Origin of the sequence: Flavobacterium sp. UBA7680 (assembly GCF_002482975.1) — a bacterium.
Taxonomy (GTDB): domain Bacteria; phylum Bacteroidota; class Bacteroidia; order Flavobacteriales; family Flavobacteriaceae; genus Flavobacterium.
In genome coordinates, this window is record NZ_DLHA01000018.1 from 72711 (window position 1) to 86841 (window position 14131).

Here is a 14131-nt window from a genome sequence, read left to right on the forward strand (position 1 = left end):
ACATCGCGGGATAGAGCAGTAGGCAGCTCGTCGGGCTCATAACCCGAAGGTCACAGGTTCGAGTCCTGTTCCCGCTACTAAGACAAAAGCTTCAGAGAAATCTGGAGCTTTTTTGTCTTAGACTACTTTCGTTTACAATAATTTTTTTGTGAACTTACATTTTGGATATGATTTGCATCCCAAAAATCTTCCGAATTCTCCTTTTCGTTCTACTAAATTGTTACCGCATCTTGGACATTTCTTCTCATGAATTGTTTTCTCTCGATTGTCAATTCTCTTTTTAATAGAATTAATGTGGTCTTGTTTCTTAAAAGAATCAATTAAATTAGAAACATTAATTTTTTCAAAAATCTTTTCCTTATCGTCTTCTGAGAGATTTACAGCAGAGTACTTTTTAATTGTACTTAAAAGGCGATGCATATTAATAACATCTATGGTAGAATCTATCTTTATTTGGGCTTTTGTCGAGAAAACAATAATAGATATATATTCAAGATCACCGTATTCCTTTAGACAGTTTTTTAAGGCTCGTATATGTCCTGCATTTTGAAAAATAGGATTATAAAACTTCGTTTTGTATTTATATATTACTTGAGTCCAATATTCCGAGTTTTCATATCCCAAAATCCATCCTTTGTAATTTTTTGTTTCAATAACAAATATTCCAAAACTAGAGATTACTACATGATCTATTTGAGTTGTGAATTCTCCTTTTTTTAAAATAACATTATTGATGATTTTATAATCTGACTTATTTAAAAAATGTAATATTGAAGAAACCGTTTTCTCTCCAATTATTCCTTTAATTTTTGCCTTATAAAAGCCAAAACTAAAAACTATTAAAAAAAATACAATTAATAAAATTAACTCCATAAAACCCTAATATCAATTAAGTTACACCTAATATAAAATTAAGAGAATATTATTAACTAACAATTAATCGGCTAGATACTTGAATGCTTCCCGCTACTAAATAAAACTTTAGAGAAATCTGTATTTTTTATTATATTTCGTTGTGTTCACGAGCGAGACGCTCGCACCAGCAGGGAGAATAATTAAATTCACACTTTTTCATAACTTGAGTTTAGAAGTGTTTTTAAAGTCTTTATTTATATTCTTGTAAAATTTAACTGTTTCGTTTATAAGATCGAGTTTAACGATACCACCTCTTACTCCTATAAATATATTTTCGTCATCGAATGCTGCAATTGAGTTTGAATAAAAATAGTCCAAAAAATTATCTTTAAAAATGGGTTCTTTCTTAGAATCTGTAATAATATACAAAGTCTCATTTGTAACTATTAGAATTTTGTCATGATATATAGTGTACGCCAACGGTGTATCATGAAAACTTACAAGTTCCTTATAAGTAAATTTATCGCCTTCGATCTCAAGTTCATATAGATCTCCATAATGGGATAACATGTTCCAAAATCCTTCAATAAAATAAATTTTATCCTTAAATTTGAAAATATATCTCATCGCCGCATCTTTAATTATAGTGAAATTCTCCGGATTCTCATTTGGAATATAAATAAGTTTACCCCCACCAAATTCACCTCCATCGCTTCCTGCTAAATAACCATTCGGCAACAGAAGTATGCATATTTCATCTCTCTTATACTCCTCAACTTTAAGTTTTCCATCAAAAATTTGAACCTTATATTCAGTAGAATTATTTAATAAATACAACTCATCGCTATCTATTTCAGGAATTTCACTTTCTACAAATTCTTTCGGAATTAAAATAGATTCTTGTTTACTACTGGTCAAACCAAGTAAATTCGAAATCATTGCTAATATTTTATTTTCAATCACTTTCTGGTTGTTTTGTAGGTACTATTTTTTTACCTCTGCGGGGAGCGGGTTTTTATTTCGTCCTTTTTGCTTCTATCTTTTTTCCATTCTGTAATAAAAACAAATTTGAAATTTCTCCTTTTTCGTTCTTTTCAAACTGAATTTGTGCATCTACTACTTTGTAGAAAAATAACATTTCACTTTCTACAAATATTCTGAATGCATCTTGTCCTGTCAATTGTGAAAATAGTTGGTCTTTATCTAATGAAATTTTGATTTCAAAATCTTTTTCAACTTCATAAGTCCCAACAAACTTTTGAAGTTCTTCAGGTGTAATACTAATTTCTTTTCTGATTTTTTGCACAGGCAATGGTTTATTATATAGAATACTTCTAATTGCTTTAGAAGGAATTGAAACGTTGCTGTGATTTTGAAGTATTATTATTGTTTTATCATTTGTAATATGTCTATCGATAAAAGTTACATAACCTGGCCACCCCCCATCATGGTTTGCAATTTTTCCAAAATCAGCATTTTCTTCAATTCCCCAACCAAAACCATAATTTCTTTTAGCTCCGTCTTTCAAAGTTGCTAATTCAAAAACTGCTTTCATATCCTCTTTTGTGAGTAATTTATTGGTGTATAATGCTCTATCCCAAATCAATAAATCCTTTACAGTTGAATTAACTCCTCCGTCTCCAACAACACCATCAAGCCAAATAACTATTTTAGTTTCTTCCAATTCGTCTGGTAAAACATATTTTTTTAAACTATCTGAGTAAACATAACCAAAAGCATAATTGTCAATTTTCTTTGGCGATAATCTACGATTGTACGCAAAGGTATTTTTCATTTTCAACGGTTGGAAAATAGCTTTGTTTAGATAGTCAGCGTATGTCATACCCGATGCTTTCTCAATTATTGAAGCCAATAGTGCATAGCCCGTATTGCTATATTCCCATTTAGTATTTGGCTCAAATAATATTTTTGGTTGATGTTTACTAAATATATTAATTATGTCTTTGTTAGTGGCAATTTTAGATTTGTCAAATAAACTATCCATAAGCTGCATATAGTCAGGTAGACCTCCAGTATGATTTAATAAGTTTCTTATAGTTACACCTTTATAAAAAGAAAGTTCGGGTAAATATTTCTTGATGTCATCGTCCAAATTCAACTTCCCTTTTTCTTTAAGTATCATTATCCCCATAGCTGTGAACTGCTTTGAACAAGATGCTAATTCAAAAATCGAATTTTCGTTCAATTTTTCTTTTGTTGTTTCGTTTGCAAGTCCAAAACTATGGCTATAAATAACTTTCCCTTTTTCTGCAATTAGAAAATTCCCATTGATTTTCTCTTTTGAATAAAGAGAATTGAGTAAACTGTCAATTTTTTGAATTCTGTCTTGTCCAAATGTAAGATGTGCAATTAAAAGAAGTCCGATTGTAATTGTTAATTTCATTTTTTATTTCTGGTTAATTAATGTAGGTGAGAGGTCTCGCAAAATTGCCGTCAACTTATTTATATGTGTAACAAAACCATACAAAGTCATTCAAATTTGGTTAGATATCTGTGATAAATTTCACACATGATTTATTTTCAAATATATAATTTTTCCACTACAAACTGTCAAAAGGACATTAACTTTGATTGATGCTTTTTGGCACTTATATGAGCCGTTATGAGAACCAAAACAGAGAAAAAATTAAGATGCACATGCTAAAATATTATAATAATCCGAGATAATATGGTTAGATATTTGAATGCTTCCCTCTGCTAAATAAAAACACTTCTTATGACGTGAGCTTTATTTTTTAATTTACAGTTGAAATTTCCGTTTTCCATCGATTATATTCAAATATTTCTGTCAAAGTTTCATTTTCGATTTTAAATATCTTTGAACTACCTTCTCCTTTATTTTCCTTGCCTTTATAAATTGTAATTCTGAAATACTTTTTATTTTCAGAAAAAACAGGAATTGATAAACTGAAATAAAATTGATCTTCAATGTTTTTTTCTACGTTTTCTAGTTTTGCAGTAGCTTTTCTTGTTTCCAATTTTGTTTTATATTTCCCCCATTTTGGGTTTATTATTACGACAATCGTATTTGGAATGTTTAAATTTATGATGCTATCATATTCTGATTTGTTTTTTACCTCAATTAAATAGCTTGAATTGCTCACAATACGACTACAATCGCTTTTAGAATATATTTTACAATTATTCAATTTAAAAGTTTTCCAATTTTTTCCATTTTTTTCTTTTTTTGGTGTTGTTATTAATTCAATTGGAAAAAGTGAATCCTTTCTTAATATTTCTCTTTTTTGGTAATTTTGAATACTATAATCAAATTCTTGTTCAATTAAGGTTTCGTCTGTAAGATTTATATATTTAAAATTACTTGGTGTAATTTCTGTGATTATTAAATTTATAGTTTTTTCCAAATCCATGTTCTGACCATAGACTTGAAATGAACATAAAAATATAAACCAAATGAGTTTTTTCATTTAAGCAGTTTTTGAGTCATAATAATGATTAATGTTACTTCTGCTGGCTCGAGAGTCCACTCGTCCACAATTTTTATTTTTATAATATAGCTTTATTAATCTTTAACAATTCCATTATAATAATGAAAAATATCAATCGTCCTTTCTACTACTAAAGAGGAATATTGACCCATTCGTATATTTGACTGCATAGTCCCGCCTCCTGAATATTGATCTTCAGTCATTGTTCCAATTAGCTTAATTTCAGAATCACGAAAAGCTAACCAGACTTTTTGTGCTGTTATAAGAACCTTCTTGTCTTCGGGCTTTAGCGATTTCATAAGTTTATTATAATATTTATTCATTAGCTTGTCATAACCAGTAGTCAATTCATCAACTGTTATATTCATTCCTGCTGTTGAATAATCAATATCCATTCGTTTAGAAGCTATTGTCTCTATTCTGAAAGTATCTATTTTGAATTCTATTTCATCAGGATTTAATTCTTGTTTAGCAAGCTTTAGTTTTAGTTTGGGAATTTGAGCTTCTACTTCTGCTTTTATTTTTTTTTAAATTTCCGGAGAAATTTCTCTTGGACTATTTTGCCCAAGAGAAATGTTTCCTATAAAGCAAAGAATAATGGATAAAAAAAAGTGTTTCATAAAGATTAGGTTTTTCTAAGCCAGCCAATAACATTGCGCTACTAAACAGGTTTGGGACTAAATTAAGCCCATTATTCGGATTTGCCAAATCATTCCAAATGCAAAAACCAACTTTGGGTTCACGATCGGAACAATTGCAACAGCAGTGAGAAATTTGAAATTTTTATAATAAAAAAGAGAGGAAACAAATTCCTCTCTTCTTAAAAAAAATATAAACATTGAAGATAGTATATCATTATACAATCAACTAAGTAAGAGCATTAGTTTAAGTTTTTTGTTTGAAAATTTTACTGCCTTTGTATGGGGTAGCTTAACCTCTTAAATTTTCCATGTCTTACAATAAATATTTTTTTGCAAATTAATTATTAATCTGCGAAGCAACATCCTCCACCAACTAGAGGATACTCTGGAGGACATGGTCCAGTTTTTAAAATGGCCAGTCCACTTGCAATCCCTTTAACGCAAATTTCTGTTATTCCACCATTTACCGCTTTTAGCTCATCTTTAGATAATTCTTGAGCTCCGTTTAATTTTAAAATTTTTTTTAACATAATCTAAGGTTTTAAAATTTTAGTTAATACCCCAATCATTTAAAGACACTTGGGATTTTGTCTATCCTCGCGCAAGAATTTCTTCTATATTTTATTGATTGAACTAAATATCTTTTCAAATGCTTCTTCTTGTAAAAAATCATTTAGAAAATATTCTAATTCACTTATGTTGTTTTTTAGGAAATAATCTACATTGTACGAATATACTTTGCTTAAATATTAAATTTTTACGGTTTACCCATTTTGTAAGTTTTTTTAATTATTTAAATTAAACACCTCCTAAGAATACATTCTTCCAAATGGAGAAACCACTCCAGATTTGGATATAATATCTGACAAAAAGAATATTTACGGGATATTTTTTTATCTTTGAAATTCAGTCTTTTTAATGTGAATGGCTTTATCTTTGAGCTTTCGGAAAATTAAATTCATTTATGGAACAGAAAATACATCAGGGAAGAAACGTAAAACGTTTCAGAGAAATGCTTAACATAAAACAGGAAGCATTAGCTTATGATTTGGGAGAAGACTGGAATCAAAAGAAAATTCCTTTACTGGAGCAGAAAGATGTAATTGAAGATAATCTGCTGAAACAAATCTCGGCAGTTTTGAAAATTCCAGTTGAAGCTTTTCAGAATTTTGATGAGGAACAGGCGATTAATATTATTTCTAATACTTTTAACGACCAATCTAATGGTTACAACTATTATCCAACTTTCAATATAAATCCAATAGAAAAATGGATAGAAGCTTTAGAGGAAATTAAACGTTTAAATTTGGAACTTTTGAAAACCAAAGATGAACATATTAAGGTTTTAGAAAAATTATTAAAGGATAAATAAACTTTATAAAAAAATATTAATTTGAGTGAAATTTGAGTTGAGTATTAGACATAGATTTAACAAATAAAAAACCATCTTTAAAATTAAGGCTTAAACTCTAATCTCAGCAATTGGCTGTTACTGTCGTTTTATATTTTTAGTGATTTAGTATTATTATCCATAGTAGACTTTGACGGTTGCAAAAATACATTTTTGGGAATTTGTTTTCCGAAATCATATAACATTTTACTCAATTCATAAATGCTAGTTAAATCAATATCAAGATATATTGCTGTACCGTGTGTTTCTAAGTCAAATTCTCTTTTTTGTTTTTCAGTTATTAGTAAACCTTTTTTACCTGTTGAAATAAAGAAAGAACCACCTTTTTTACATATGTTACTTGTCATAAATAAGCCATATCCTGAATTTACCCATTCTCCTTTTGGCTTATTTTTCTGACCAGGATATACTTTTCCAGAGACACCTGGTTTTAAAGCCCATTCTATAGCTTCTAAATCACTTTCCAAAGTTATTTTAGGATTATTTGATAAAGATTGTTTCAATCCAATCCCTCTATCTAGTACAGCAAAATTTACTCTTTGTTTTGAAGGAAGATATTGAGCACAGAAACTAAATTTATCGCTTTCGCTATGCTCAACAATGTTTCTTAATATTTCTCTTATTGAGTATCGCAAAACTTCTGTAATATTTTTTTCTTTATTTTGGGTTAAAATATTGCTTAAGTTCTCTGCATAATTTTCTAAAACTTCGCCTGGATTTACCATTAACTCCCAAGCTAAATCTTTTATATCTTTAACATATAGAATTTCAATAGGTGAATAAGTATTTGAACCACTCGCTTCACCTGGTTCTTTTCCAAAATTTAAACCAAAAGATTTAAAGAATCCCATATGTGCGGGATATCTTAGATGAGAAAAATTTCTGGCGTGAAATAGTGAAGTTGGATTATTATTTTTAAATATTTCTAATTCACTGCTTACAAAAAGTAACGAAAAAGGATCTATTCGTATAGTTTTTGCGAAATCAAATATATAATTCCTTTCTTCACGAATATTTGCAAAACTATTTATGAAATCTATTGTTTCTTCAAAGTATAGATGTTGCGGAACTATAATGATTTTCTCTTTAAGCATAGTTTTTGCTAAAATTACAGGTAACGTTCTGGTACTACAGCGAGTTTGGAACTAAGTTAATCTCTATTTCCGGATTTTCCAAATCATCTCAAATACAATATAAACTAACTTTCTATTAAGCTAATTGCCTAAATCCGTTGTAGTAGCTGTTAGCTGTAGTTCACTTTTTTTCTTTTTCTTTTGGCTTGAGAGTTTTTCCAAAATCAATCAAATCTTCGCTAATATTTTTATCAATAGAATTATTCGCAAATATATTTCCAAAATATCTTTTAAAAATTTCTTCTTTAATTCGATCCCTTATATCTTGATTCATATCTTCAGTTCTTATAGCTATTTCAAATGCTTTAAGCTCATTAGCCATTTGAGCATATTTATCAGAATTTCTTCTATGCCTACTTGATTCTCTCGAGGCATAAACCGCTGGAATCATTAAACTAAAAACTAGTAAAAATCTAGATAACATTGAAAAGATTGCAAAGGTGTAGTTTGCATTTTGTTTTTCTTCAGTTTTTAACGTCACGTAAGTAATATAGCCAATTACCAAAACAACTAAAATCATCAATCCTAAACTTAACCATCTAAAGAGATTGGCAGTTTTTTGCTCTTTTAAAGAATATTCATCAAACCTCGCGTCTTTTGAATATTTTATTCCAATCTCGTACATTTTCAAAAACTCAACTCTTGATTTTTCTAAATCTTCAAACTTTGTTACCCAAATATTGAATGTTTCTTCAACCCCTTTTCGGTAAGTGATCATGTCATTATCTATTTGTTTTCTTTTTGCCTCGATTCGGTCATTATTGTCTTTTATCAACTTATCAGCAAAAGTATTTACTCTGTTTTTTGCTTCTACAACCAGATCTTCTAGATTTTTAGAAGTTCTTCTAGAAACCTCTTCAGCATTATCCAATTTGTTTTTTGCGATATTAAACTCGTTCGTTTTTTCATTTAAATCATTCGATAATTTTTCTAATTTCTTCTCCGTTTCTGAAATTATTTCTAAAAATTGAGATTCAAATTTCTTGTTTTCTGTAAAGAATATTTCGTAGCCGTCGGAAATATAATGGTTTATTAAAAGGCAAAATTGATTACTATGATTTGCAGAGTAATTCTTTATACTGTCTTCAATATTAGAAAGAATTGTGACAAATTTTTCTTTTTTTTCATCACTAAGAAGAGCAATAATTTCTTCTCTTTCTATTTTTTTTAAAAACTCTTTCGTTTCACTAATTGAAGAAGAAAAGTCTAAATCGTTTAATAATGATTTGATTTCTTCAGATTCAATATATTTTTTTAGTTTCGTGGTTTTTTCCATATCATTTTTTTTGAAACAAACATTCCTTTTATAAACTAAAATACTGAATACTAAAGTAATACAAATTTTAAAATCTTAATATCACTAAACTATTTTTTTTAAAAGAATTACAGCTAACTTATTTATATATGTGACAAAAAACACACAAAGTCATCAAATTTGGGTAGATTTATGTGATAAAGTATTATATTTTTTTATCTTTGAAAGTCAACATTTTTAAGATAAATGGCTTTATCTTTGAGCTTTCGGAAAATTAAATTCATTTATGGAACAGAAAATACATCAGGGAAGAAACGTAAAAACGTTTCAGAGAAATGCTTAACATAAAACAGGAAGCTTTAGCTTATGATCTTGGGGAAGACTGGAATCAAAAGAAAATTTCTTTACTGGAGCAGAAAGATGTAATTGAAGATAATCTGCTGAAACAAATCTCAGCAGTTTTGAAAATTCCAGTTGAAGCTTTTCAGAATTTTGATGAAGAACAGGCGATTAATATTATTTCAAATACTTTTTCAGATTTTAAAGATGGAGCTTCCGCAATTAATTTACATCCAGTATTTAACCCTATCCAAGAGGTTTTAAAACTTCACGAAGAAAAAATTGCGTTATACGAACGTATGCTTAAAGAAAAAGATGAAATGATGACAAAGCTTGAAAAACTAATTAATAAGTAATCATTTTATAAAGATATTAATTCAAGCTAAGATTTGAGTTGAAAAAGTAAAACTTCAGATTTCTCTGAAGCTTTTGTTTTAAGAACGTGGTTTTGACAAATTTCTGTCATACATAATAATAGTTCCTGCCACGGCCACGTTTATACTTTTTTCTGATTTAAATTTTACCAAATGATGACATTTATCCATTGCTTTTTTGGACAATCCATGATCTTCTGCCCCTAATAAATAAACACATCTTCTCGGATGTTCAAAAGTTTCTAAATCAGAAGCTTTTTCTGCCAATTCTACACCAACCAATCTGGCACCTTTAGGTAAATTTTCAAAGAAAGCCTCAAAAGTTTCATAATGAAAATAAGGAATTGCTTTTACTGCATCATGAGTATCACATGCTTGTTTCGCATATCGATTACCAATGGTAAATATAAAAGTAGCACCCATATTTTGAGCCGATCGCCACAAAACCCCCAAATTTTCAGGTGTTTTACCATTTTGAATTCCTATGCCAAAGTATTCATTTATAAAGTTATCATTCATAATGGCAAAAGTACAAACTTTAAATATTTCCAGAAACGAGATTATTACCAAATTGTGATTCTGTCTTTCTTTGGCAAAAACATTTTATCTCCGGGTTTTACATTAAAGGCGTCGTAAAAAGGAGTTGTATTCATTAGAGGACCATTAACGCGCCAATTTGGTGGAGAATGCGGATTATTGTTAATCCACAAACGCAGGAACTCATCTTTCATTTTTACTCGCCATATTTTGGCTATAGAAATAAAGAAGCGCTGGTCTGGAGTAAAACCATCGATTTTTGTGTTTCCTTTTCCTTGCTCGGTCATTTTAAAAGCATCGTAAGCAACAGCTATTCCGGCAATATCTGCCGTATTTTCGCCAACTGTCATTGCGCCATTAATGTGTAGATCTCCTAAAACAGTATAGGTATTGTACAAATCGATAACCTGTTGTATTCTTGACTTAAACTGCGCATAATCCTCTTTTGTCCACCAGTTTTTCAGGTTTCCATCTTTGTCATATTGAGCGCCTTGATCATCAAAAGTATGAGTTATTTCGTGACCTATAACCATTCCAATTCCTCCATAATTAAGTGCGTCATCTGCATTATTATCAAAATATGGGGCTTGCAAAATACCTGCAGGAAAAACAATTTCATTTGCAGTAGGATTATTATATGCTGTAACTGTTGGAGTTGTAGTATACCATTCTGACTTATCGACTGGTTTGCCCAATTTTGCCAATTGAAATTGATATGCAGCTTTAGACGCTGAAACCATATTCTCAAAATAAGTATTTCTAGCTATTTGTACATTACTATAGTCTCTCCATTTATCTGGATATCCTATTTTTTTAGTAATGGCAAACAATTTTTCTTTAGCTTTTTGCTTCGTAATAGGGCTCATCCATTCCAATTTATCAATTCTTTTGCCATACGCTTTTTGCAAATTATTCACGAGAATCAACATACGTTTTTTTGCATCTTCAGAAAAATATTTCTTTACATACAATTCCCCCAGCGCTTCGCCTAAATAATTGTCAACGACATTAGCCATTTTTTCGCCACGTGCTTTTTGAAAAGCCTGACCAGAAAGCGCTTTGGTATACTCAAATGAAGCATCTACAAAAGGTTTACTTAAATCATCTGCATATCTTTCCAGAGAATTTGCTTTCAGGTAAATTTTCCAATTATCAATCGGGATAGTTTTTAAAAGTTTATTAAGAGCATCATAATAAGCGGGCTGACCAACATTAATGAAATCGGTTTGAGCACCTAAATTATTTAAAAAAGTAGTCCAGTTTATGTTGGAATGTCTTTTTACAAGATCTGCAACAGCTATTTTATTATAATTTGCCTGCACATCTCTAAGTTCAACTTTTGTTTTATGCGAAGCGGCAAGTTGTTTATCAATATCATAAACTAAATCAGCATTCTTTTTAGCCTCTATAGCATTGCTGCCTGTTTGTTGAAATAATGCAGTAAGGTATTTTTTGTATGATTCCTGTATGGCAACCGTTGATGAATCTGATTTGAAATAATAATCCCTGTCTGGCAAACCGATACCCGTTTGATAGATTTCAGCAATATTCATACTGCTGTTTTTTTGATCGGGTGACACTCCAAAACCTATAATAGAAGAATTGCCTGCTTTTACTTCATTAACTACAAAGTTCATTAAGGATGGCAAATCGTTAATTGCTTCAATTTTGGCAAGTAGCGGCTTAATTGGTGCATAACCGCGTTTATCAATAGTTACAGTATCCATACCAGATGCATAAAAGTCTCCTACCTTTTGTGCTATACTTCCTGCTGGATTTTTGCTTTGCGAAACACTATCCAATATTCCTTGCAGACGTATTCGTTGTGGGAAATTCATAAACATGTAGGCACCAACTCCGGCTTGAGATGCAGGTATTGATACAGAATCATACCATTTGCCATTTACATACTTAAAAAAATCATTACCAGGTCGTAATGTGGAATCTATTCCTGTGATCGCAATATTTTTTTTTCCTTCATGTTTTGAACACGCTGTAAAAGCTAAGATTGCAATAAAGAGCATTAATGAATTTTTCATAATCTAGATGATTTCTATTAAAATGAACTGAAAAAGTTTGAGGGTAAATATTTTAAAATGTATATATCCAGCCTATCAGATTTTAGAAGAACAATATACGAATTCAGTTTTTAATTCTAAAGTTTTTGTCAGAATGCTAAATATTATATAATCCTGATTATCGCAGCAAAATAGAATTAATGATAAAACCTTAAGCACAATTGTACTTAAGGTTTTGAATTTTATTAGAAAACTTTAGAAGGATATTTTACAAACATTTAATTGTACCGCCATCTACCCTAATGGTAGCTCCGCTAATGTAATTAGCATAAGTACTACAAAGATAGGCAACTGCTCCGGCAATTTCCTCAGGTTCTCCAAACCTTCCCGTATCATTTGGAATTAACTGCTGAACTGCCTTAGATTTTATCTCCTCTAAATCGGTTCCCCAGTTAAATTTAGGTGCAGCATTCACAAGCCAATCTTCAACCATAGGATTTATGATTGCTCCGGGAGACACTATATTTGAAGTTATTCCTGTTTCTTGCAATGTTCTCGCAAGTGAAATTGAAAGATTATGTCTTGCAGCAAGGGTCGCATTATAATGTGGCTGCTCTTTAATAGGCTGTATAGCAAGACCTCCTCCTATATGAATAACTCTCCCCCAGCCTAATGTTTTCATTTGCGGCACTATACGTTGAATCATTCTTACGTATGAAATGACATTGTTGTTATAAATTTCAGCCCAATCAACTGTAGTTGCTTCGCCCCAAGATTTATGAGATGTCACACCCGCATTATTAATTAAAATATCAATTTGACCATTTTTAAGCGCAGAAGAAGCAACCTCATCCGCTCCGTTATCTGTACTAAGATCACCTAAAGCTATTTCTGCCATTCCACCATTGCTAATAATTTCCTCACAAACCACTTTGGCACGATCTTCATTTCTACCATGAACTATAACAGTCGCACCTTCATTTGCCAGCATTTTAACTATTGACTCTCCCAGTCCCGAACTTGAACCGGTTACAAGTGCTCTTTTTCCTTTTAATTTTAAATCCATTTTTATCTATAATTAATTATCCTTATTTTTTTGTAAAGGCGACATACCAAATTCTTTTTTATAGGCATAAGAGAAATGAGATATGTTAACAAAACCTATTTCTAAATAAATATCACTTGGGCGCTGTTTGCAATTTTCTAACAAATACTTTGCTTCATTAAGCCGTTTTTTAGTAAGCCATCTGCTTGGAGTAATCTTAAACAATCTCGCAAAATCTCTTTTAAAACCTGACAAACTGCGTCCTGTGAGAAAAGCAAATTTTTCTAATGGAACATTGTATCTGTAATGCCCATTCATAAAGCCCTCTAAATCCAATTTTCCGGGATCGCTAAATTCAAATAGCATTTCCTTAATTTCCGAATCAATATCTGCCAATATTAAAACCAGCTCCTTAATTTTAATTCGTAAAATTTCACGATCAACATCTGTTCTTTGTGCATATTCATTTAATGCATCTACAGATTTTTTCAATAGACTATTAGCCTTGACAGCTTTAACGCCTTCACCGTGAAACCTCTCTGACTTAAAACCGATTTCTTTCGAAATCTCCATAAGCGTATTTTGGTCAAAATGAACAGCTATAGACTTGAATCCGTCAGATTCAGTATGCTTAATAGATTTTGTTAATTGATTTCTTCTAAAGAAGCGGTAATCCCCAGCGGTAAATGTATATTTCTTGCATCCTATCCATACTTCATGCCTGCCGCTTATGATATAACTAAAGATATGATCTGACACAAAAGCTTCGCCTTCAACATTATCTCCAAAATAGAGGTTTTGTATTAGCTTTGGCTCTGAAAGGGTTTGAACTTTTTTTGATTCCATTTTCCTCGCATTTTTATCTGGTACAAATTTCTTAAATATATCAATCCACAAGTTTGTTCAAACGTCCAAACTTATTTGTTATCTCTAAAAAAATTCTATTCGATATTATCCTCATTTAACATAAAAAATCTTATTTAACAAAAGTCCTTTGAATTTAGAAATTAAACATTAAATTAGCTATGTATCTTCCTCGCCGTTAAATATTTG

13 protein-coding genes, 1 tRNA gene and 1 pseudogene are annotated in these 14131 nt (G+C 30.5%); 3 read left to right on the forward strand and 12 right to left on the reverse strand.

The window, feature by feature from the left end; genetic code table 11:
- Window positions 1–4 precede the first annotated feature (4 nt).
- Window positions 5–77 (forward strand) — tRNA-Met (locus B3C18_RS04570).
- Between the two features lie 55 nt (window positions 78–132).
- Here B3C18_RS04570 and B3C18_RS04575 read toward each other — a convergent pair.
- The 6 genes from B3C18_RS04575 to B3C18_RS04600 all read right to left on the reverse strand — a co-directional run bounded on the left by B3C18_RS04575 (window position 133) and on the right by B3C18_RS04600 (window position 5496).
- Window positions 133–873, reverse strand: coding sequence for an NERD domain-containing protein (locus B3C18_RS04575; RefSeq protein WP_291143111.1), 741 nt, complete (start codon window positions 871–873; stop codon window positions 133–135).
- Window positions 874–1071: 198 nt separating this feature from the next.
- Entirely contained in the window at window positions 1072–1818 is a 747-nt protein-coding gene (locus tag B3C18_RS04580) for a hypothetical protein (protein WP_291143114.1), read from the reverse strand.
- 52 nt (window positions 1819–1870) lie between these two features.
- The gene (locus B3C18_RS04585) at window positions 1871–3259 is read right to left on the reverse strand and encodes a serine hydrolase (protein ID WP_291143118.1); all 1389 of its coding nucleotides are present in this window, start codon (window positions 3257–3259) and stop codon (window positions 1871–1873) included.
- 352 nt (window positions 3260–3611) lie between these two features.
- The gene (locus tag B3C18_RS04590) at window positions 3612–4304 is read right to left on the reverse strand and encodes a hypothetical protein (protein ID WP_291143120.1); all 693 of its coding nucleotides are present in this window, start codon (window positions 4302–4304) and stop codon (window positions 3612–3614) included.
- A gap of 95 nt (window positions 4305–4399) precedes the next feature.
- The gene (locus B3C18_RS04595; RefSeq protein WP_291143123.1) at window positions 4400–4720 is read right to left on the reverse strand and encodes a lysozyme inhibitor LprI family protein; all 321 of its coding nucleotides are present in this window, start codon (window positions 4718–4720) and stop codon (window positions 4400–4402) included.
- 590 nt (window positions 4721–5310) lie between these two features.
- A complete protein-coding gene (locus B3C18_RS04600) occupies window positions 5311–5496 on the reverse strand; it encodes a class IIb bacteriocin, lactobin A/cerein 7B family (protein WP_157849153.1) in 186 nt (61 codons plus the stop codon).
- 434 nt (window positions 5497–5930) lie between these two features.
- Here B3C18_RS04600 and B3C18_RS04605 point away from each other — a divergent pair, with 434 nt between their 5' ends.
- Window positions 5931–6338: an XRE family transcriptional regulator gene (locus tag B3C18_RS04605; RefSeq protein ID WP_291143129.1), complete on the forward strand. Its 408-nt coding sequence runs from the start codon at window positions 5931–5933 to the stop codon at window positions 6336–6338.
- 128 nt (window positions 6339–6466) lie between these two features.
- Here the strand turns inward: B3C18_RS04605 and B3C18_RS04610 are convergent, their stop codons facing one another.
- Complete coding sequence (locus B3C18_RS04610; protein ID WP_291143132.1) at window positions 6467–7471, reverse strand: hypothetical protein; 1005 nt, start codon at window positions 7469–7471, stop codon at window positions 6467–6469.
- Between the two features lie 160 nt (window positions 7472–7631).
- Window positions 7632–8786: a hypothetical protein gene (locus tag B3C18_RS04615; protein ID WP_291143135.1), complete on the reverse strand. Its 1155-nt coding sequence runs from the start codon at window positions 8784–8786 to the stop codon at window positions 7632–7634.
- A 265-nt stretch (window positions 8787–9051) separates the two neighbouring features.
- Here B3C18_RS04615 and B3C18_RS04620 point away from each other — a divergent pair.
- A pseudogene (locus B3C18_RS04620) lies at window positions 9052–9460 on the forward strand (XRE family transcriptional regulator).
- A gap of 78 nt (window positions 9461–9538) precedes the next feature.
- Here the strand turns inward: B3C18_RS04620 and B3C18_RS04625 are convergent.
- The 4 genes from B3C18_RS04625 to B3C18_RS04640 form a co-directional block, all read right to left on the reverse strand.
- A complete protein-coding gene (locus tag B3C18_RS04625; RefSeq protein ID WP_291143138.1) occupies window positions 9539–9997 on the reverse strand; it encodes an RNA methyltransferase in 459 nt (152 codons plus the stop codon).
- A 44-nt stretch (window positions 9998–10041) separates the two neighbouring features.
- A complete protein-coding gene (locus B3C18_RS04630; RefSeq protein WP_291143141.1) occupies window positions 10042–12054 on the reverse strand; it encodes a M13 family metallopeptidase in 2013 nt (670 codons plus the stop codon).
- A gap of 247 nt (window positions 12055–12301) precedes the next feature.
- Window positions 12302–13099 (reverse strand): SDR family NAD(P)-dependent oxidoreductase, encoded by a 798-nt coding sequence (locus B3C18_RS04635; protein ID WP_291143144.1) that lies wholly within the window; start codon window positions 13097–13099, stop codon window positions 12302–12304.
- Between the two features lie 12 nt (window positions 13100–13111).
- Window positions 13112–13924: a helix-turn-helix domain-containing protein gene (locus B3C18_RS04640; RefSeq protein WP_291143147.1), complete on the reverse strand. Its 813-nt coding sequence runs from the start codon at window positions 13922–13924 to the stop codon at window positions 13112–13114.
- Between the last annotated feature and the right edge of the window lie 207 nt (window positions 13925–14131).